At 70.1% G+C, this 19,645-nt stretch carries 20 protein-coding genes, 1 tRNA gene and 1 other RNA gene; 8 read left to right on the forward strand and 14 right to left on the reverse strand.

The window, feature by feature from the left end; genetic code table 11:
• Nucleotides 1-22: 22 nt before the first annotated feature.
• Together DMB42_RS32675 and DMB42_RS32680 are read right to left on the reverse strand one after the other, a co-directional pair.
• Nucleotides 23-622 (reverse strand): TetR/AcrR family transcriptional regulator, encoded by a 600-nt coding sequence (locus DMB42_RS32675; protein WP_125640486.1) that lies wholly within the window; start codon nucleotides 620-622, stop codon nucleotides 23-25.
• On the reverse strand, nucleotides 619-1,131 hold the full coding sequence (locus DMB42_RS32680; protein ID WP_125640488.1) for a GNAT family N-acetyltransferase: 513 nt from the start codon (nucleotides 1,129-1,131) through the stop codon (nucleotides 619-621). The genes DMB42_RS32675 and DMB42_RS32680 overlap by 4 nt, the downstream gene beginning before the upstream one ends.
• Before the next feature lie 58 nt (nucleotides 1,132-1,189).
• Between DMB42_RS32680 and DMB42_RS32685 the strand changes: the two genes are divergently transcribed.
• The 4 genes from DMB42_RS32685 to DMB42_RS32700 all read left to right on the forward strand — a co-directional run bounded on the left by DMB42_RS32685 (nucleotide 1,190) and on the right by DMB42_RS32700 (nucleotide 4,641).
• Nucleotides 1,190-1,669 (forward strand): helix-turn-helix domain-containing protein, encoded by a 480-nt coding sequence (locus tag DMB42_RS32685; RefSeq protein ID WP_125640491.1) that lies wholly within the window; start codon nucleotides 1,190-1,192, stop codon nucleotides 1,667-1,669.
• A 32-nt stretch (nucleotides 1,670-1,701) separates the two neighbouring features.
• The gene (locus tag DMB42_RS32690) at nucleotides 1,702-2,532 is read left to right on the forward strand and encodes an SURF1 family protein (RefSeq protein WP_260478085.1); all 831 of its coding nucleotides are present in this window, start codon (nucleotides 1,702-1,704) and stop codon (nucleotides 2,530-2,532) included.
• 10 nt (nucleotides 2,533-2,542) lie between these two features.
• Complete coding sequence (locus DMB42_RS32695; protein WP_125640494.1) at nucleotides 2,543-3,286, forward strand: tyrosine-protein phosphatase; 744 nt, start codon at nucleotides 2,543-2,545, stop codon at nucleotides 3,284-3,286.
• A gap of 158 nt (nucleotides 3,287-3,444) precedes the next feature.
• Nucleotides 3,445-4,641, forward strand: a complete 1,197-nt coding sequence (locus tag DMB42_RS32700; protein WP_125640497.1) for an amidohydrolase family protein — start codon at nucleotides 3,445-3,447, stop codon at nucleotides 4,639-4,641.
• On the opposite strand, the gene DMB42_RS32705 is transcribed toward DMB42_RS32700, so the two are convergent.
• The 4 genes from DMB42_RS32705 to DMB42_RS32720 form a co-directional block, all read right to left on the reverse strand.
• Nucleotides 4,638-4,982 (reverse strand): YkvA family protein, encoded by a 345-nt coding sequence (locus DMB42_RS32705; protein WP_229823909.1) that lies wholly within the window; start codon nucleotides 4,980-4,982, stop codon nucleotides 4,638-4,640. The genes DMB42_RS32700 and DMB42_RS32705 overlap by 4 nt on opposite strands.
• A 65-nt stretch (nucleotides 4,983-5,047) precedes the next feature.
• Complete coding sequence (locus DMB42_RS32710) at nucleotides 5,048-6,349, reverse strand: amidase (protein ID WP_260478086.1); 1,302 nt, start codon at nucleotides 6,347-6,349, stop codon at nucleotides 5,048-5,050.
• Nucleotides 6,350-6,463: 114 nt separating this feature from the next.
• The gene (locus DMB42_RS32715; RefSeq protein WP_125640499.1) at nucleotides 6,464-7,429 is read right to left on the reverse strand and encodes an LLM class F420-dependent oxidoreductase; all 966 of its coding nucleotides are present in this window, start codon (nucleotides 7,427-7,429) and stop codon (nucleotides 6,464-6,466) included.
• Between the two features lie 66 nt (nucleotides 7,430-7,495).
• Nucleotides 7,496-8,164 (reverse strand): TetR/AcrR family transcriptional regulator, encoded by a 669-nt coding sequence (locus DMB42_RS32720; protein ID WP_185844972.1) that lies wholly within the window; start codon nucleotides 8,162-8,164, stop codon nucleotides 7,496-7,498.
• Nucleotides 8,165-8,321: 157 nt separating this feature from the next.
• Here DMB42_RS32720 and DMB42_RS32725 point away from each other — a divergent pair, with 157 nt between their 5' ends.
• On the forward strand, nucleotides 8,322-9,344 hold the full coding sequence (locus tag DMB42_RS32725; RefSeq protein WP_125640504.1) for a hypothetical protein: 1,023 nt from the start codon (nucleotides 8,322-8,324) through the stop codon (nucleotides 9,342-9,344).
• A 116-nt stretch (nucleotides 9,345-9,460) separates the two neighbouring features.
• On the opposite strand, the gene DMB42_RS32730 is transcribed toward DMB42_RS32725, so the two are convergent.
• The 5 genes from DMB42_RS32730 to DMB42_RS32750 all read right to left on the reverse strand — a co-directional run bounded on the left by DMB42_RS32730 (nucleotide 9,461) and on the right by DMB42_RS32750 (nucleotide 13,353).
• Nucleotides 9,461-10,519 (reverse strand): aspartate-semialdehyde dehydrogenase, encoded by a 1,059-nt coding sequence (locus tag DMB42_RS32730; protein WP_125640507.1) that lies wholly within the window; start codon nucleotides 10,517-10,519, stop codon nucleotides 9,461-9,463.
• Nucleotides 10,516-11,790 carry an aspartate kinase gene (locus tag DMB42_RS32735; RefSeq protein WP_125640510.1) on the reverse strand — a complete coding sequence of 425 codons (1,275 nt, stop codon included), beginning with the start codon at nucleotides 11,788-11,790 and terminating at the stop codon, nucleotides 10,516-10,518. Before DMB42_RS32735 ends, DMB42_RS32730 begins: the two co-directional genes overlap by 4 nt.
• Before the next feature lie 87 nt (nucleotides 11,791-11,877).
• Complete coding sequence (locus DMB42_RS32740) at nucleotides 11,878-12,408, reverse strand: DUF5063 domain-containing protein (RefSeq protein ID WP_125640513.1); 531 nt, start codon at nucleotides 12,406-12,408, stop codon at nucleotides 11,878-11,880.
• Entirely contained in the window at nucleotides 12,401-13,000 is a 600-nt protein-coding gene (gene recR / locus DMB42_RS32745) for a recombination mediator RecR (protein WP_125640516.1), read from the reverse strand. Before recR ends, DMB42_RS32740 begins: the two co-directional genes overlap by 8 nt.
• A gap of 2 nt (nucleotides 13,001-13,002) precedes the next feature.
• Nucleotides 13,003-13,353, reverse strand: coding sequence for a YbaB/EbfC family nucleoid-associated protein (locus DMB42_RS32750; RefSeq protein ID WP_125640519.1), 351 nt, complete (start codon nucleotides 13,351-13,353; stop codon nucleotides 13,003-13,005).
• 332 nt (nucleotides 13,354-13,685) lie between these two features.
• On the opposite strand from DMB42_RS32750, the gene DMB42_RS32755 reads away from it, so the two are divergent.
• Nucleotides 13,686-15,104 (forward strand): GAF domain-containing protein, encoded by a 1,419-nt coding sequence (locus DMB42_RS32755; RefSeq protein WP_125640522.1) that lies wholly within the window; start codon nucleotides 13,686-13,688, stop codon nucleotides 15,102-15,104.
• 24 nt (nucleotides 15,105-15,128) lie between these two features.
• On the opposite strand, the gene DMB42_RS32760 is transcribed toward DMB42_RS32755, so the two are convergent.
• On the reverse strand, nucleotides 15,129-17,468 hold the full coding sequence (locus DMB42_RS32760) for a DNA polymerase III subunit gamma and tau (protein ID WP_125640525.1): 2,340 nt from the start codon (nucleotides 17,466-17,468) through the stop codon (nucleotides 15,129-15,131).
• 31 nt (nucleotides 17,469-17,499) lie between these two features.
• Nucleotides 17,500-17,595, reverse strand: an RNA gene (gene ffs, locus DMB42_RS32765) — signal recognition particle sRNA small type.
• A 107-nt stretch (nucleotides 17,596-17,702) separates the two neighbouring features.
• Here ffs and DMB42_RS32770 point away from each other — a divergent pair.
• Nucleotides 17,703-17,790 (forward strand) — tRNA-Ser (locus DMB42_RS32770).
• 368 nt (nucleotides 17,791-18,158) lie between these two features.
• Here DMB42_RS32770 and DMB42_RS32775 read toward each other — a convergent pair.
• Complete coding sequence (locus tag DMB42_RS32775) at nucleotides 18,159-18,341, reverse strand: hypothetical protein (RefSeq protein ID WP_125640528.1); 183 nt, start codon at nucleotides 18,339-18,341, stop codon at nucleotides 18,159-18,161.
• A 349-nt stretch (nucleotides 18,342-18,690) separates the two neighbouring features.
• On the opposite strand from DMB42_RS32775, the gene DMB42_RS32780 reads away from it, so the two are divergent.
• Nucleotides 18,691-19,629 carry a hypothetical protein gene (locus DMB42_RS32780; protein WP_125640531.1) on the forward strand — a complete coding sequence of 313 codons (939 nt, stop codon included), beginning with the start codon at nucleotides 18,691-18,693 and terminating at the stop codon, nucleotides 19,627-19,629.
• Nucleotides 19,630-19,645: the final 16 nt, after the last annotated feature.

Raw genomic sequence — 19,645 nt, forward strand, 5'->3', positions numbered from 1 at the left:
AACACCACAGACGGTGCTCAGATCATTGCTCCCCGCGCTGGCGGAGACTCTGCCAGGCCGCCTCGCCCAGGCCCTTGATCTCCTCCTCGGTCGGGGTGTGCGCCCCGGCGAACCACAGGCGGCACATCTCCTGCGCGGGCCCGAGCCACAGGACGTAGCACATGGTGGCGTGGACGGGCTGGAGCAGGCCGTTCTTCATGTGCGGCTTCCACCAGTCGGAGACCTGGCGGAAGAACGCCCGCCTGGCTTCGGCCACCTCGGCGCCGCCCGGTTCGTGCTTGCGCGGCGGCCGCTCGCTGACCAGGATCCTGGCCCGCTCGGGGTGCTCGCCTGCCCAGCGCATGTGGAAGGCGACCACGGCCTCGACGCCGGCGCGGGCGTCGTCGTGCCCGACGAGCTCGGCGAGGAAGGCCTGCTGATAGGCGTCGAGGATCTCGGCGTAGAGGACGCCGTAGACATGCTCTTTGCTGGCGAAGTGGTGGTAGAAGCTGCCGACGCTTACACCGCTCTCCTCGCGCAGACTGGCCAGCGTGGTGGCCGAGACCCCGTCCTGGCTGAAGCGTCGGAGGGCACCTTCGATGATGCGGGTGCGGCCGTCGCGTCCGTTCTTGACACTCTTCACGCTGTCAATGGTGTGCTACCAGAACCTTGTTCCGCAAATACTCCCGCCAGATCGATCATAGCGGTCACCTCGACCGTCCCGGACGTGACCTTCATCCGGGCGTCCGGCCAGAGCCTGCGGACGAGCCTGAGCACCCGCCGGTTCTCGCCGAGCACGTCCATCCCCACGGTACGCGCCCCCCGTACGGCGGCCCTGAGCAGCAAGGCGTCGACGAGCCGCGGACCGAGCCCGTACCCCTGCCAGCGGTCGGCCACGACGACGGCGATCTCCACGTCGGCGCAGCCGCCCTGATAGCTCATGGCGTGCCCGACGATCTCGTCCTCGGCGGTGAGGACGAGGGCGTCGCGGCGTTCGTCCAGGGTCAGCAGGGTGCGTACGAGGCCGGCCCCCGGGGAGCTCAGCCCGGTGAAGAACCGCAGCGTCTGCGTGTGCAGCGACAACCCCGTCAGGAAGCGTCTGATCCGCTCCTCGTCGTCCTGGCGAGCCGGGCGAATCTGGGTTCCTTGCATAGACCCAGCGTGCCCACGAGAGCTGAGTCTGTCAATCGAACTCAGATATAATGCGAAGATGAACCTGCCGTTCCTAGTGGGCTTCCGGGTGGACAACTGCTCGATCGAGCGCACCCTGGACATCGTCGGGGAGAAGTGGACCTTCCTGGTGCTGCGCGAGGCGTTCAGCGGCGTGCGGAGGTTCGCCGACATGCAGGCGATCACCGGCGCCCCCCGTCAGGTGCTCAGCGCGCGCCTGGCCCGGCTGGTCGACGAGGGCCTGCTGCGCAAGGAGCCCTACCGCGAGCCCGGCCAGCGCCAGCGTGACGAATACCGGCTGACCGACAAGGGCCGGGACCTCTATCCGCTGCTGGTCGCGCTCATGCATTGGGGCGACAAGTACATGGCCGACGCGGAGGGCCCGCCGGTGCTGCTCACCCATCGCGACTGCGGCGCCCCTGTCGAGCTGCATTTCCACTGCACGGAGGGCCACGAGGTGGCCGGGCCGCGCGAGGTCACGCCGGTGCCCGGCTCGGGCGCCGGCCACCGGAGCGCGTAGCGGGCGAGCCGCGTGAGGGAGCACCCACCCCGGTGCCTAACCTTGAAGGCGTGTACCGGTTCCTGCTGACGCCTCGGTGGCTGGCGCTCCACGTCGTGGTGCTGCTGGTCATCCCCGCCTTCGTGTTCCTGGGCAGGTGGCAGTTCGGGCGTTTCGAGGAGCGGTCCGACAACAAGGACAGGGTGACCTCCAACATCGAGGCCGCCGCCGTCCCGCTCGACCGGCTCGCGGCCGCCGGCCGTCCGGTGGGCGAGGGCGACCGCTACCGTACGGTCGTCGCCTCCGGCACGTACGACGCCGCCAACGGCCTGCTCGTACGCCGCCGCCCCCAGGAGGGCCGCAACGGCTTCTACGTCCTGACCCCGCTCGTCACCGGCGACGGCACCGCCGTGATCGTGAACCGCGGCTGGATCGAGGCCGCCGCCACCGCCGACGCCTCTCCCCCGGTCCCCGCCCCGCCCACAGGTCAGGTAACTGTCACCGGACGGCTACGTACGAGCGAGACCGAGGACTCCACGGGCATCCGCGAGCGGTCCGGGTTGCCGGACGGCCAGGTGTTGCTGATCGACCCGGACAAGATCGGGAAGCGGTGGCCGTACCGGCTCGTGGGCGGGTACGTCGAGCTCACCGGGCAGCAGCCGGAGGGCGTCGCGGCGCCCGCCCCGGTGCCCGCGCCCGACGTCGGTTCGGGAGGCGGGCTCAACCTGGCCTACGGGGTCCAGTGGTGGTTGTTCATCGGCATCGCGATCGGCGGGTGGATCCTGCTGATCCGGCGCGAGGTGGCCGAACGGAAGGCCGCCAAGCCCACTGACGAGACCAGCGACGGGACTGCGGCTCAGGAGTCGGAAACCGCCGCCAATTAAGGTGTGGAGGGTGATCCGCCACATTGAGTTCGCCAATCTCTGCAACTTTCGTGACGTAGGTGGATATGCCGCTCAGGACGGGCGCACCGTCCGGTGGCAGCGGCTCTACCGGGCCGACTCCCTGGGCTGGCTGGCCGGTGACGACCTGCCGGCCTTCCACGCGCTGCGCGTACGGACCGTCATCGACCTGAGGCATCCCTTCGAGGTCGAGCGGGCCGGCCGGGTGCCGGAGACCGAGGGGCTGCGGTACCGGAACCTGCCCGTCGAGGGACGCCGCTGGAACCTCGCCGAGTTCCGCGAGGAGACGGGCGTCGAGCGTTACCTCGCCGACCGCTACCTGGAGGTGACCGAGGACGGCGTGGACAACCTGCGCGCGGCCGTGGAGACGGTCGCCGTCGCGGACAACGCGCCGGTCGTCATCCACTGCGCGGCGGGAAAGGACCGTACGGGCCTGCTCACCGCGCTGATCCTCTCGCTCGTCGGCGTCGCCGAGGACGACATCGTCGCCGACTACGCCCTGACCGGCCTGGCGACCGAACGCTTCATCTCCGACTGGCGCACGAGGCACCCTGACGCCCCGATGTGGCCGGGTTTCGGGCTGGCCCCCGCCCAGGCCATGCGCCTGTTCCTGGACGACCTCACCGAGCGGCACGGCTCCGTCCAGGGCTATGTCACCGACGTCCTCCAGGTCGATCGGGCCACCGTCGCCGGGCTCCGGGAAAATCTCCTGACTGATTCGATCTCCCGCGGGTAGAAGCCGCCGGGGTCTGCAAGGGGCAGCATCCTCAGGGACCCCGCAAGCCCGGGATCGCCCCCATCCCCCTCCAGGCGGTCCCGGGCACGAATGTATGGATACCCAACGGATACGTCGCAGCTTGTTCGACGTTATGCCGTCGTCGTACGGTTACCTGCGTGACTACGCCGCTGCTCCCCGACCCAGACCCAAGGCGGCGCGACTATGTGATCATCTCCGCCGACGATCACCTGATCGAGCCTCCTGACCTGTTCGAGGACAGGCTCCCGGAAAAATACGCCGACGTCGCTCCCAAGGTCGTGGAGACGGACGCCGGCCACCAGGTCTGGCGCTACGGCGGGGCCACCTACCCGTGCGCGGGCATCGACGTCGGCGCAGGGCTGCCGCGCGAGCAGTGGACCCTCGACCCGGTCAGATTCGAGCAGATGCGCCCCGGCTGCCACGACATCGAGGCCCGCGTCCAGGACATGGACGTCGCCGGCATCTGGGCCGCGCTCTGCTTCCCCGGCATGCTGGCCGGCCAGTCCGGCATGCCGTTCGCCAGGACCCGCGACCAGGAGCTCGGCCTGGCCCTGGTCAAGGCGTGGAACGACTGGCACATCGACGTGTGGGCCGGCACCTACCCCGAGCGCATCATCGGCCTGCAACTGCCCTGGCTGCCCGATCCCGACGTGGCCGCCAAGGAGATCAGGGCCAACGCCGCCCGCGGTTTCAAGGCCGTGGTCTTCCCGGAGTTCCCGACCAGACTCAGGCTGCCGTCGATCCACACCGGCCACTGGGACCCGTTCTTCGCCGCCTGCGAGGAGACCGGCACGGTCGTGGCCCTGCACACCGGAGACGCCTCCTGGTCGCCCGTGCCCTCGCCGGACACACCCATCGAGGCGATCACCACGCTGATGCCCACGAGCGCCATGTTCGCCTGCGCCGACTGGCTCTGGTCGGGCCTGCCGCTGCGCTTCCCCAACCTGCGCATCCTCATCGTCGAGGGCGGCGTGGGCTGGCTGCCGATGCTGGCCGAGCGCGCCGACTACGCGCTCGACCACCCGGTCGCCGGCGAGGCGGCCTGGGACGGCGGCCTGAAGCCCAGCGAGGTGCTGCGCCGCAACTTCTTCTTCGGCACGCTCGACGACCACGCGCTGTCCGGCGTGCGTCTCGCGGTCGGCCTCGACCATGTGCTGCAGGAGAGCGGCTACCCCCACTCCGACTCGACCTGGCCCGACACCCAGAAGGCCGTGGCCGGGAACCTCGGCGCGCTCCCGCCCGCCGACATCGCGAGGGTCGCCTACGGCAACGCCGCCCGCCTGTTCGGCCACCCGCTGCCCTCACGTGCCTGGCTGCGGATGGAGGAGATCTAGCCTTCCAGCCGCCCCTGGATGATCCTGCGCTCGTGCTCGACGTAGCGGCCGCTCTCGCCGAGCAGCGAGGCGATCAGCCAGAGGAACACGCCGAAGTCGTCGGCCACCCCGACGAGCACCAGGAAGTCGGGGATGACGTCGATCGGTGACAGGATGTAGACCACGCCGAGGGCCATCAGGGCGAGCTTGCCCCTGCCCATGCCGTCGTAGCGGCCGCGCGTGACCGCGCCGATCATGCGCGGGATCGCGCGCACCCTGGTCATCATTCCCGGCGTGCCAGGCTTGGTCACCTCGCGGTACGTCCGCCACGCCGCCGCCGCCCGTGCTGCCTTCGCCATCATGAGGATCCTCCTACCCCAGGCTACTCACGACATAACGTGTCAGCCGGGCAAGGGGTTCCTGACGATCAGCGCATGGCCGGGTGCGCGAACGGCCTGGCCTGCTCGATCTGCGCGGCCACCCGGATCAGCAGATCCTCCCGACCGGCCGCCGCCACGAGCTGTACGCCGACGGGCAGCCCCGCCGCGGTCGCGTGCAGCGGCAGCGAGATCGCGGGCTGGCCGGTCGCGTTGATCGGCGAGGTGTAGGCCACCACCTGCGCGGTCCTGCCGAAGGCGATGCTGAGGTCGGTGGGCGGGATCCAGCCGAGCGGGAACGGCGCCGCCCCCGCCGACGGCATCAGCAGCAGGTCGTTGCCCGTGGCCCACCAGGAGGCCATGCGGCGGCGGAAGCCGTCCACCCATTGGGTGGCCAGGATGTGGTCGGCCGCGCTGTTGGCGCGGGCGGCGGCGACCATGGCCGCGTTGCGCGGTTCGAGCTCCGCGGGCTCTACCGGCCTGCCACGGGACGTGCCCAGGCTCGCGACCTGCGCGGCCAGGTTGTTGGCGACGATGGCACCGAAATGTCCGGGGAATTCCGGTTCGCCGAACGCCTGCGGCCCGCCGGGGGCCACGTCGTGGCCGAGTCCCTCCAGGAGCGCGGCCGCCCTGGTGACGGCCTCGGCCAGGTCGGGGTCGCCGGGTACGTCCTCGCGCGGGTGGTGGGTCAGGAAGCCGATGCGCAGCCGTCCGGGGTCGGCGCCCGCCTCGGCGGCCAGCGGGCCGGGCAACGCGGGGGCGTCGTAGGGGTCGCCCGGGTGGTAGCCGGAGACCCCGTCGAGCGCGGCCGCCGTATCGCGTACGGTCCTGCTCACGAAGCCTGGGCAGGAGAACCCGCTCCAGCCCTCGCCCATGGACGGGCCCAGGCTCAGGCGGCCGCGCGTCGGCTTGAGCCCCACCAGGCCGCACAGCGAGGCGGGTACGCGGATCGAGCCGCCGCCGTCGCTCGCGGTCGCCAGCGCGACCATGCCCGCCGCCACGGCCGCGGCCGAGCCGCCGCTCGACCCGCCCGCCGAGTACGCCGGGTCGTAGGGGTTGCGGGTGGGCCCGAACGCCGCCGGCTCGGTGGTGATCGTGCTGCCGAACTCCGGGGTGTTCGTCCTTCCCAGCAGGACGAAACCGGCCGCGCGCAGCCGTACGACGCCGTGGTCGTCCGGGGCGCCGTCCAGGCCGTCGAGCACCCGCGACCCCGCTGTACGGCTCGCCCGACTGCCGCCAGCCCAGGTCCTTGAGCAGGATCGGCACGCCGCGGAAGGGCGCCCCGGCCGGGAGGTCGTCGATCTCGGCCAGCGCCCGCTCGAACCGGCGGTGCACGACGGCGTTGAGCTCACCGTCGTGGGCCTCGATGGCGGCGATGGCGGCCTCGGCCAGCTCCCGTGCCGACACCTGCCCGGTACGCACCGCCCGGGCCTGCCCGACCGCGTCGAGCCGCAGCACGTCGTCCATCAGTCCTCCCGTACGGGCGCGAGATCGCGTACGGCCTGCTCGATCGGCACCTCGCCGCCCGGGATCGGCGCGAGCACCGGCGTGTCGAGACCGTTGTCGACGTACCGGCGGATCCTGGCGCGGCAGGTGGCGGCGTCGCCGTGCACGACGAGGGCGACGACGACGTCGTCGGGGATGGCCTTGAGCGCGGCCTGACGGTCGCCCGCCGCCCACGCCTCGTGCATCGGGCGCAGCACCTCGCCGCGGCCCAGCCAGTCGTGGAAGGCGGCGTACGCGGGGACGGTCAGGTAGCTCGCCAGCATCCACCGGGCCATCTCGCGCACCTTGTCGGTGTCCTCGCTCACGCAGACGAACAGGCGGGCGATCAGCTCGGTGCCGGGGCCGATCTCGGCGCGCACCTTGGGCACGTCCTCGGGCGCGAGCCAGTTGGTGATCGCGCCGTCGGCCTCCTCGGCGGCCAGGCGCAACATCCGGGGCCGCAGCGCGGCCAGCACGATCTTCGGTGCGGTCTTCGGTGCGCGCTCCAGCTTGAAGCCCTTGATCTCGAACGTCTCGTACCGCTCGGAGATCTTCTCCCCCGCCAGCGCCCGCCTCAGGAAACGCAGCGTGTCGCGGGTCCGCGCGTACGGCTTGGCGAACTCCCCGGCGTTCCACCGTTCGACGATCGCCGGCGAGGAGGAGCCGATGCCGAGCACGAACCGGCCGGGGGCCAGGTCGGCCAGCGTGGCCGCGGACATGGCCAGCAACCCCGGCCCGCGCGTCGAGACCGGGACGATCGCGCTCCCGAGCCTGATCCCCGGAGCCCACTGCGAGGCCATGGCCAGCGGGACGAACCCGTCGTTGCCGTTGACCTCGGCCGACCAGGCGTCGGTGTAGCCGAGGCCGGGCAGCTCCGCGATCAGCTCTTGCGACTTCGCCAGGGAACGGTCGTAGAAGGGGATGGTCATGCCCCAGTTGCGCGTCATTCAGGGCCTCCGGTTCGGCGACGGTGAGCCGACCATACCAAGCGGTATGTGGCCTGAAGGAGTCCTCTACGCGCGCAATTCGTGCACCGCCGCGATGAAGTCCTTCGTGATCCCCTGCAGACCCGGCAGATGCGACAACCCCACCAGCCGGTCCACCAGCGGCACCGTGACCTCGATCAGCCGGTACGTACGGACGCACCCCGGCGAGGTGTCGTGCACCCAGAACAGCACCATGCCCATCGACAACAACCACAGCAGCTCGGGCAGCTCAGCCCGCAACTCGGCGTTCATCCGGTCCTTCGACCCCTCGACCACCTCGCGGTAGATCCCGATGGACGCCTCCCGCGCCGGCGACGACTGGGCGCTGAACGGGCTCAGCGGGTTCGTCGGCTCGGCGGCGTGCTTGAAGAACTTCACCGCGAACTCGTGGTACGGCTCCGACACCCGTACCCACTCGCGCAGCACCCCGCTCAGCCGTGCGGCGAACGACCTCTCCGTGGCCAGGAACTCCCTGCACGCCGCCTCGTGCTCGGCCTGCGCGCGGTCGTAGTACGCCTGGATCAACGCCTCCTTGCTCTCGAAGTAGTAGTAGGCGTTGCCCACTGACACCCCTGCCTCGGCGGCGATGGCACGCATGGTCGTCGCGTCGAAGCCACGCTCACGGAACAGTCGCAAAGCCGTCTCGACGATGACCTCTCGGGTGCTCTCCGATCCTCTGTTTCGGGCTTCGGACACGTTCGTCACTTTACGTCTTGAAAGCGCGGTGGGTCATGGAGTGGCACGGTGATCACCGCCACAGGGCAAAGATGGGCATGAGGCATGAGTTATCTCCTGGGAATGGTGGGATTGTCGTTTCAGGCGGAAGGGCTCTTTTCCGCGAAAAGGCATCGACATGTGGATACGTGGAACAGCGCGCACCTTCGCAGTGGCGCTCCTCGGCATTCAGATCACCATAATCGCGCTGGCGTCGGCCGCTTCCGCCACCTCCCACCCATCAGGTGGAGAGCGGGTTCAGGCGCCAACACCGTTCACCCGTCCTGATGGGACCGAGGGGCTGCTCGACCTGCCCCTCCGGATCCCGGAGGGTACCGACCGGCCGTGGACGAACGTCCGGCAGGCGGCCGTCGAGGCCGCCCTGGCGGAGATGTACCGGCTGAAACCGGGCCTGGCCTGGCCAGGCACGGACATCGGCGAGGCGCACGGGCGCTTCACCGTCACACAGGAGCACCAGGCCGTTCCCGGCCGCCCGGCAACCGCCGGATCCCCGTTCCCGGCCGACGAGTCCGAGGAGTCCGAGGAGTCCGAAGACGCCTGGGCCGCCTGGGACGAGGCCGCGGACGCCTGGGTCGAGACCGGCGAGGAGTACGCCGAGCGGTCGAGCACCCAGGACCGTGCCGAGCGCTCAGAAGCCGTCACGCGGCCCGCGAGCGTCGGAGAGGGCATGATGCCCAGAAGCCGCGCACAGAGGGCGCAGAAGCGATCTCAGCTTGATCTGGCACGCGTGCTGCCCAGGCAGGCGGCGATGCACATGACCCACGCCACGGCGACCCGCTGGCTGAAGAGCTCGGGCCTGCGCACGAAGTCATCCGGCCACTGTACGAGCCGCTATCTGCACCACTGCACCTCGCTCGACTCCGTACGCGCCGGCACGATCGCCCGCGTCATCGACCTCAAGCATGACAGCGGCTGCCCGGTCATGGTGACCGGCGGCACGGAGACGGGCCACGCCCCCGGCCTCTACAGCCACGGGAACGGCTACAAGCTCGACATCACGCACAACGCGTGCATCGACCGCTACATCACCAGGCACCACCAGAGGACCGGCGTCCGCGGCGACGGCTCGGCCCTCTACCGCTCGGCCAGCGGCACCGTCTTCGCCGACGAGAGCAGCCACTGGGACATCCTGTTCAAGTGACAGGCCCCGCCCGCTCATCGGGCGCCAACCCCCCACAGAAGCCACGGGACCCGGCCGCCGGAAAGGCGAAGGACGCCGTACACGAAGCACGGCGTCCCCCACGGAGTCGGTCGGGCCTACAGCTCGGAGGCCACCAGCTCGGCGATCTCCGCCGCGTTCAGGGCGGCGCCCTTGCGCAGGTTGTCGCCGCAGACGAACAGGTCGAGCGTGTTCGGGAAGTCGATCGCCTGGCGGATGCGCCCCACGTACGTCGGGTCGTTGCCGACCACGTCGAGCGGCGTCGGGAAGACGCCCTTGGCCGGGTCGTCCATCAGCACTACGGTCGGCGCCGCCGACAACACGCGGTGAGCGTCGTCGACCGTGATCTCCCGCTCGAAGCGGGCGTGCACGGCCAGCGAGTGGGTGGTGATCACCGGCACGCGGACGCAGGTCGCCGAGACCTTCAGGTCGGGGATGCCGAGGATCTTGCGCGACTCGTTGCGGAGCTTGAGCTCCTCCGACGCCCAGCCGCCGTCCTTGTACGAGCCCGCCCACGGCACCACGTTGAACGCGATGGGCGCCGGGAACGGCGACTCCCCGGGCAGCTTGTCGGCCAGGACGTTGCGCACGTCGCCGGCCGCCTGACCGATCGAACGGTCGCCGGCCAGCGCCTCGACCTCGTCGTAGAGCCGCGCCGAGCCCGCCACGCCCGCGCCCGACACCGCCTGGTAGGAGGCGACGACGAGCTCCTTGAGCACGTACTCGGTGTGCAGCGCCCCCATGGCCGCCATCATCGACAGCGTCGTGCAGTTGGGGGTGGAGATGATGTTCCTGGGCCGGTTGCGCGCGTCGAGCGGGTTGACCTCGGGCACCACCAGCGGGACGTCGGGCTCCATCCGGAACGTGCCGGACTTGTCGATCGCGATCGCGCCGCGCTCGGCCGCGATCGGCACCCACACGGCCGACACCTCGTCGGGCACGTCGAAGATGGCGATGTCGATGCCGTCGAACACCTCGGGCGCGAGCGCCTGGACGACGACGTCCTCGCCGCGCACGCTCAGCACCTTGCCCGCCGAGCGCGCGGAGGCGACGAGACGGATCTCGCCCCAGATGTCCTCCCGCGTGGACACGATGTCCCGCATGACGGTGCCCACGGCACCGGTGGCGCCGATCAGCGCGAGATTGGGCCTGCTCATCGTCCGCTACCTCCGTACACCACGGCTTCGACCTGGTCGGCGTCGAGATCGAAGGCCCGGTGGGCGGCCGCCACGGCCGCGTCGACACCGTCCTGCTCGACGATCACCGAGATGCGGATCTCCGAGGTGGAGATCATCTCGATGTTGACCCCCGCGTCGGCGAGGGCCGCGAAGAACGTCGCCGTGACGCCGGGGTGCGAGCGCATGCCCGCGCCGATCAGCGACACCTTCCCGATCTGGTCGTCGAAGAGCAGCGACTCGTAACCGATGCGACCCTGGATCTTCTTCAGCGCCGTCAGCGCCATCTGGCTGTCGGCGGTCGGCAGCGTGAAGGAGATGTCAGTGCGGCCCGTGGCCGCGGCCGAGACGTTCTGAACGATCATGTCGATGTTGATCTCGGCGTCGGCCAGCGTTTTGAAGATCGAGGCAGCCTCGCCGACCTTGTCGGGAACCCCGACAACAGTGATCTTGGCCTCGCTCCGGTCGTGCGCGACGCCGGAGATGATCGGCTGCTCCATCTCTGTTCCTTCGGTGTAAGGGTCGGAGACGACCCACGTGCCTTCCCTGGTGCTGAACGAGCTGCGTACGTGAATCGGCAGGTTGAACCGCCGAGCGTACTCGACGCAGCGCAGATGCAGGATCTTCGCGCCGCAGGCGGCCATCTCCATCATCTCGTCGTACGAGATCCTGGGGATCTTGCGGGCCACGGGCACGATGCGCGGGTCGGCCGTGAAGATGCCGTCGACATCGGTGTAGATCTCGCAGACGTCGGCCTCCAGGGCCGCCGCGAGCGCGACCGCGGTCGTGTCGGAGCCGCCGCGGCCCAGCGTGGTGATGTCCTTGGTGTCCTGCGAGACGCCCTGGAACCCGGCCACGATCGCGATGTGACCCTGGTCGACCGCCTCACGGATGCGGCCCGGCGTCACGTCGATGATGCGCGCCTTGCCGTGGGTGGAGTCGGTGATCACACCGGCCTGCGAGCCGGTGAACGAACGGGCCTCGTGACCGAGGTTGGCGATCGCCATGGCCAGCAGGGCCATCGAGATGCGCTCGCCGGAGGTCAGCAGCATGTCGAGCTCGCGGCCCGGAGGCAGCGGCGAGACCTGCTCGGCCAGGTCGAGCAGCTCGTCCGTCGTGTCGCCCATCGCGGAGACGATCACGACCACGTCGTTGCCGGCTTTTTTCGTCGCGACGATACGCTGCGCGACCCGCTTGATGCAGGACGCGTCGGCGACGGACGAACCACCGTACTTTTGCACAACGAGCGCCACGAGAGTCTCCCGGTCTGGACTGTGAACTGCCAGTCTACTGGGGGCCTCTCATGAGGCTGATGGTTCATACCAATATGTGGATGATCTTCACACCGCGGTGGCTTCCTCCGCCACGTCGAGCCTCGAGTGCGCGGCGAGGGCCTGCAACGCGCGCATCGCCGCGCCCGCGTGGTTTCCCCAGGTGTTGAAGTAGGAGTACTGCCACCACCACAGCGCCTCGTGCGGCCGGCCGGCGTGGAAGTGACGCAGCCCGTGGATGAGATCGGCGGCGACCGCGGTCAGGTCGTCCGACAACCGGTACGGCGTCACCGACGTGTCCTTGTACGGGTCGAACACCTCGGCGTAGTCGTCGACCGCCTCCAGCCGCTCGGCCAGGGCCGTGCGCACGCCGTCGATGTCGGGGTCCTCGCTCATCGGCGGCTCGTAGTTGCCCGAGAGGATCACGTCGCGGTTGGCGCCGAGCTTGGCCCCGGCCAGGCTCACCTGCGCGACCTCCACCAGGAGCAGCGACCAGATCGCGTCGCCGCCCTCACCGCCGGCGACCCTGGTCAGGCCGTCGACGTAGTTCTGCGCGTGCGCGGCGATCTCTTCGGCGAGCACATCCCACATATCAGACATCCAGGAGCCTCCGTCCTTCGAAAGCACGGCCCAGGGTCACCTCGTCGGCGTACTCGAGGTCACCGCCCACCGGCAGGCCGCTGGCGAGTCGTGTCACTTTGATGCCCATCGGCTTGACCAGACGGGCGAGGTAGGTAGCGGTCGCCTCGCCTTCGAGGTTGGGGTCGGTGGCGAGGATGAGCTCGGTGACCCGCCCGTCGGCCAGGCGCGTCATGAGCTCGCGGATGCGCAGGTCGTCGGGGCCGATGCCGTCGATCGGGCTGATCGCGCCGCCGAGCACGTGGTACGTGCCGCGGTACTCGCGCGTCTTCTCGATCGCCACGACGTCCTTCGACTCCTCGACCACGCAGATCACGTGCGTGTCGCGCCGCGGGTCACGGCAGATGCGGCACTCCTCCTCGGAGGCCACGTTGCCGCACACCCGGCAGAAGCGCACCTTGTCCTTGACTTCGAGCAGCGCGTGCGCCAGCCGCTTGACGTCGGCCGGATCGGCCGCCAGCAGATGGAACGCGATGCGCTGCGCGCTCTTGGGACCGACGCCGGGCAGCATGCCGAGCTCGTCGATCAGGTTCTGGACGACCCCTTCGTACATGCCTAGAACCCTGGCAACTGTCCGAGGCCGCCGCCGCCCAGACCTTGGGCGAGCGGGCCCAGCTTCTCCTGCTGCAGGTCGGCGGCTGCGCGCACCGCGTCGCGGACGGCCGCGATCACCAGGTCGGCGATCGTGTCGGCGGTGTCCTGCGGGTCGGCCGCGTCGATCACGCTCGGGTCGATCTTGAGTTCGAGCAGCTCACCTGAGCCGTTGACGACGGCCGTGACCATGCCGCCGCCTGACGAGCCCTCGATCTGCGCGTCGTTGAGCTCCTGCTGGGCGCTCACAAGCTGCTGCTGCATGAGCTGAGCCTGCTCCAGCAGCTGCTGCAGGTTGACATCCCCTGGGTTCACCGTCGTGCGCTCCTCGTGGCTCCGGTTCTTGACTGCCACGAGCCTACGGTGTTTGGGCGGCGTCATGTACTGGGAGGGCTCCCCATGTTTCCCTCCAGGCATTTCGTCGCGGGCCTTTGTCATGGCCGGGTCTCGGCCCCCCTCCAGTGTCCGAGACCCGGCCATCACGTCGGACGGAGCGGCCGCACCACGCCGACGCGTGCTTCGGAACGCTAGTGCGCCAAAGGTTGCACACACGTTGCGTTCATTCAATCACCCTCCGCAATCCCCCCGAACGGCTTGCGCAGATCGCCGCCAGGACGGATGCTCTTGTTGACTACTTGGAGTGACCGATGAGTTACGGCCATCTCGATGCGTACTCCCGTCTTCTACGCGGAGCACACGAAGCAGCGGCTACCGGGCAGAGCTGGCCCGATTCGCCCCGCAAACTGATCACGGCGTCCTGGCGGCGATCACTTGAGGCGGGGATCGACCCGGAAGGCAAGAGCGCCCCTCTGGTCTGCGACTCCTCCGACATCGTCGAGATCCGGCAGGCCCATCCGCTGCAACCGCTGCTGCCGCTGCTCGCCCAGACGCTCTCCGGCCTGGCGGACGAGACCGACCACGTCATGATCGTCACGGACGGTGACGGCCGGGTGCTCTGGCGCGAGGGCAACGGCGGCGTCCTGCGCCACGCGGACCAGGTGGGACTGGCCGACGGCCACCACTGGGGCGAGTACATGGCCGGCACCAACGGCATCGGCACCGCGCTGGCCACCGGCCGCCCGACGCACGTCTACTCCGAGGAACACCTGATGCGCGTGCTGCACGTATGGTCGTGCAGCGCGGCCCCGATCACCGATCCCGAGTCGGGCTGCGTCATCGGCTGCGTCGACGTCAGCGGCATCGCGCGCAACCTCCACCCCGCCACCGTCGCCCTGGTCGGCGCCACGGCCAAGCTCGCCGAGTCGCAACTCACCATACGCATGCACGAGCGCGACGAACGCCTGCGCCGCCGCTACGAGTCGCTGCGCAACCGGCCGGGCATCCTGCTGTCCCCCACGGGCCGGGTCATCTCGGGCGACCCCATGGGCCGGCTCGGCGCCCGCCTGCCGCTGTCCGGGCAGCGCATGATCCTGCGCGACGGGAGCGTCGCCTTCCTGGAGCCCTTCTGCGACGGCTACCTCCTGCGCGACACGCCGTCCGCGACACCGCCCGCCCTCCGGCTGACCTGCCTGGGCGAGGGCACCCCGACGGCCGGCCTCGGCGACCGCGAACGCCCGCTCTCGCTCCGCCACGCCGAGATCCTGGCCCTGCTGTCCCTGCATCCCCAAGGTCTGTCGGCCGAGCAGCTGTCGTTCCACCTCTACGGCGACGACGGCAACCCGGTGACGATCAGGGCCGAGATCCACCGGCTGCGCGGGCAGCTCGGGGAGGTGCTGGCGGCGAAGCCGTACCGGCTGGTGTGCCCGGTGGAGGCCGACTTCCTCGAACTGCGCAGGCTCCTCGCGTCGGGCGACACCGCCGCCCTGGCCCGTGCCTACCCCGGCCCGCTCCTGCCGCGTTCGGAGTCACCCGACATCCGGCGCGAACGCGAGGAGCTCGAAGCCCAGGTACGCGCCTGCCTCCTGCGCCACGGCTCCCCCGACGACCTGTGGACCTACGCCCAGACCCCGAACGGCCGCGACGACTACCAGATCCTCGAACGCCTGTCGGCCCTGCCGCCGACGGACCCGCGTTCGGCCGCCGCCCGCGCCCGCCTGTTCCCCTGAAAGGGCCTGGTAGGGGCGGGTTCGTCAGGTGTGGTCGATCTCGCCGATGACCTGGGCGCCGAGCTCGCGTTGCAGGAGCGCCATGCCGGAGACGGCGTCCACGTCGGCGTCGGCGTCGTTCAGCGGATCGACGTCGTCGGCGTCGGCGGCCTTGTCACGTCCTGGGATCGCGCTCGGCCACGCCGCGGTGCCGCCGCGTGAGGCGGGAGCGCGCGGCCCCGCCTGAGCGGCCGCCTTGGCCGCCGACCGCGCGGCGGCCAGGCCCGCCCCGACGGGGACGCCCCCCGGCTGCCTGGCGGTCATGGTCTGGGTGGGATCGGGGCTCGGCGGCGAACCGGGGCTGAGGTCGTCGGGCGCGTCGGGCCACGACTCGTCGGTGGTCGGACGCGCGGCCGAGTCGGCCGGAGGTTGCCCGGGGTCCTGCGACCCCTGCTCCTCCTGGGAGCCTCCGTGCGAGCCGGACCGCCCCTGGGAGGCCGCGTGCACACCCGCCCCGCCCTGCGGGCTGGTCGTCGCCTGGCCGGGCGACCCGGCCGCCGGCTGAGGCGCGGGGCCGCCGTGACCGCCGTGGCCGCCCGACGGCGGCTGCTGGCGTACGGGGCCGCGGGTGGTCTGGGGCGCCGGAGAGCCGCCGACCACCGCCTCGACCCGCCACGTGCCGCCCAGCACATCGCCGAGCGCGGTCGCCACGACGGCGTCCTTGCCGCCGCCGGTGAAGTTCTTCATCGCGCCGACCTGGGCGAACCCGAGCGTGACCAGGTTGCCTTCGACGCCGACGACCTGGGCGTTCGTACTGACGTTGGCCCAGACCACGATGCTGCGCTGCTTGAGCGCGGCCAGCACGGCGGGCCACTGCTGCTGCATGCCGCCTGCTCCGCCCGCGACGGGGCCGGTCGCGGCCGCGGGCGCGGGGGCGGAGGCCGGAGCGGCGGGGGTCTGCGCGGGCGTGCCGGCGGCCGGAGGCGCGGGTGTGCCGGGGCGTACGGGCTCGGGCCAGTCGTCGGCCGCTCCGCCCACCGGACCCTGGCCGGTTGCCGGGCCTCGGCCGTCGCCCGGAACCGGCGCCGCGGGTTCCTGGGCCACCACCGCGCCGCGAGCGGCCGTACCGACGGAAGCACCGGGACCGGCGGCGGGAACAGGCGCGTCGCCGGCAGCCGCCGGGCGCGGGATCGTGACCGCGCCCGCCCTGGAGGCCATCTGGGCGACCGTGCCGCCGCGCTCCAGGCGTTCGAGCCGGGCGAGCAGGGACGCCTCTCCCTGCGCCGCGCCCGGCAGCAGGACCCGCGCGCACATCAGTTCGAGCAGCAGCCGCGGCGAGGTGGCGCCGCGCATCTCGGTGAGCCCGGCGTTGAAGATCTCGGCCGCACGGGTGAGCTCGGCGGGCCCCATCGAGGCCGCCTGCTGCACCAGCCGCTCCAGCTCGTCGGCGGGCCGGTCGAGCAACCCGCTCGACGCCGCCTCGGGCACGTTGGCCAGGATCACCAGGTCGCGGAAGCGCTCCAGCAGGTCGGAGGCGAAGCGGCGCGGGTCGTGGCCGCCCTCGATCACCCGGTTGACCGCCTGGAACACCTCGCCGCCGGCCCGCCCCGCGAACGCGTTGACGACCTCGTCGAGCAGGTCGCCGTCGGTGTAGCCGAGCAGGGAGACGGCCTTGGCGTAGGTGATGCCGTCCTCCTCGGCCCCGGCGAGGAGCTGGTCGAGGATGGACAGCGAGTCACGGGCGGACCCGGCGCCCGCGCGTACGACCAGCGGCAGGGCGGGCGGCTCGAAAGGCACGCTCTCGGAGGTGAGGATCTCCTCCAGCAGCGCCTTGAGCGTCGCCGGCGGCATCAGCCTGAACGGGTAGTGGTGCGTACGCGACTTGATGGTGCCGATGACCTTTTCCGGCTCGGTCGTCGCGAAGATGAACTTCAGGTGCGGCGGAGGTTCCTCGACGAGCTTGAGCAGCGCGTTGAAACCCTCGCGGGTCACCATGTGCGCCTCGTCGATGATGTAGATCTTGTAGCGCGCCGACACGGGCGCGAAGAAGGCGCGTTCGCGCAGGTCACGCGCGTCGTCGACGCCACCGTGGGAAGCCGCGTCGATCTCGATGACGTCGAGGTGCCCGGGGCCGGTCGGCGCGAGCGCGACACACGACTCGCACACGCCGCAGGGGTCGGGAGTGGGGCCCTGCTCACAGTTGAGAGAGCGGGCGAGAATCCGCGCGCTGGAGGTCTTGCCGCATCCTCTGGGGCCGCTGAACAGGTAAGCGTGGTTGATGCGGCCCGTACGCAACGCCTGTCGCAGCGGGTCTGTGACGTGTTCCTGACCCTTGACCTCCGCGAAGGTCCCGGGTCGGTACTTGCGGTAAAGCGCAAGGCTCATGCGACCATCCCGCCTGCGAGGGGGCTCTCAACGAAGAGACCCCCCGCACACCCGCCAGAGCCCGCTTATCCTTGCTGCCTTCCGGCCCTGGGGAGGTTCACAGGATGACGCCGCGCGAGGGGTCCCTGGACAGTCTAACCGGCCTCAGCAGTGCTCGCTCCACGCTTCCGGCCAAGCTCGTCCGGTGAAAAAACGCGGTCACCACAGTGCCGGAAGTCCGGTAAGCTCGTCGACGGAGGATTCGCCTAGTGGCCGAGGGCGCACGCTTGGAAAGCGTGTAAAGGGCAACCTTTCAGGGGTTCAAATCCCCTATCCTCCGCCAGCTCAGAGGGGTCATGCCAGGTCAACGGCATGGCCCCTCTTCATTGCCAGTCGCAGTTGCTGCCCTTCCGGGCCGTTCGTCTGAGGGCGATGCCAGTCGTGCACTGTGGCGTCCGCATCCGTTGCACCGACAGCAGGAAACGAAGTCGGCGCCCTCCGGCCGCGCCCCATGAGCTGCAACACTCGCGCCCCGGCGGTTCAGCTGGATCTTGCGCGGGACCCGTCTTCGCTGCACCTCCTCGCGGGGAGGGTTCCTTGGGTGTATGCGGGCCATGTCGACCCGATGGCCTTGCGGTCCCGGTGGAAAAGGCCGGCGACGTAGAGACGGATCAACGCCAGGCGATCTTGTCCGTGGGCTCGCAACCCGGCCTACTTCTTGCGTTGTTCCGCAATCGCCATGGCCACGGCGCCGATCATGAAGCCGACTCCGGCGAGCGGGAAGCTCAGAATTGTGACGGGAGTGTCCTCCGGGCTGTGCCCGTCGAATGCCAGAGCGACGCTGAATAAGAGAGCAGCCGTGCCGAGTACCAGGAAGACGATGCGCATGATCATGCAGGCCATTCTTACGCCTCTGCGATCTATCACGGAAGCCGAGTCCCCGACGTGCGGCGATCGTTGATGGGCCTCCTGGAACAGGAAAACCCCTCTCCTTGAGCCGGCGCAACCTGCGCCGCCAGGGAGAAAGCCATGACGCAGAGGCGGCCACTTAAATCAATGGCCGGGTACTGTTACGCAGTCTCATTCCTAGTCTCGATTAACCCTGTACAGGGACGCTCATGACCGGCGGTTCAAATCCCCTATCCTCCGCCAGTTCGGAAGGGATGTGCCGAGATCACGGCGCACTCCTTCCGGCTTTCCGGCCCCAGGTGAACCGGTGGCAAGCGGACGACGTCATCAGCGTGTGAAGCCCAGCCATTGGATCGGCATCGTCGTGGCGGCGGTGGTGTTGCTCGCCGCGGTCGTTCTGGTTCCGCGTACGGTCGGCGAGCCTGCGCCGCCGGCTTCGTGTCCGCGGCGATGGGACAGCGGCGAGATCGGGCGTTGGGTGCCGGACGCCGCCGACTTGGACGGAGTCGAGGAGTCCCTCGTGCCCGGCACGCCCACGAGCGCGTTGATCTGCGCCTACCCGGGGCGCGACTCGTATCCGGGCGGAGGGCCGCTCGCCGGGTCACGGATCCTGACCGATCAGGCCAGGTCGATGGCCTATGACCTGGGCTACCTTCCCGTCACCGCCGATCGCGTCAGAAGGATGTGCACGTTGATGGGCGGACAGACCACCAACTACCTCATCCGGTTCGCCTATCCGGGTGGCCGGGCACTGTGGGTGGGCAGCGCGGAAGAGGTCAACTCCTGCGTCACCACCACCAACGGCACAGTCAACAGCAATTCGTACGTCGGGCCCGGCATCACCGCTGCCTATCGCACCGGGACCTGGGCACTCCCTAAGCCGAAGGACCCCTGCGCCCCGGCGACCGGACGGCGGGGGCAGCAGGAGCAGATGGTGCCCGACGGGGCGATCAAGGTGCTGGTCTGCCGGAACGGACAAGGCGGGAGTCCCACACCCGGCCCGTCTCGCGGACTGGAGCATGGGGAGCAGCAGGCGCGTGAACTGGCGGCCGAGCTGAACTCGCTGGACACCGCAACGGGCGGGAATACCTGCACGGAAGTCGGCGGCAGACGACGGGAGACGTTCCTGCTGCACTTCGGTTATGAGGAGGGACCGCCGGCGTGGGTACGGATCCATCCCGGGTGCCGTCCCTCGGTGCACAACGGGGTGCTGGTGGGCGATCTGGACGACGCGCTTCTTGATCGGGTAGGTCGGCTGGCGCCGCCTGCCTGAGGCCTTGCTCGTACGA

Origin of the sequence: Nonomuraea sp. WAC 01424, assembly GCF_003947315.1 — a bacterium.
Taxonomy (GTDB): Bacteria; Actinomycetota; Actinomycetes; order Streptosporangiales; family Streptosporangiaceae; genus Nonomuraea; species Nonomuraea spiralis.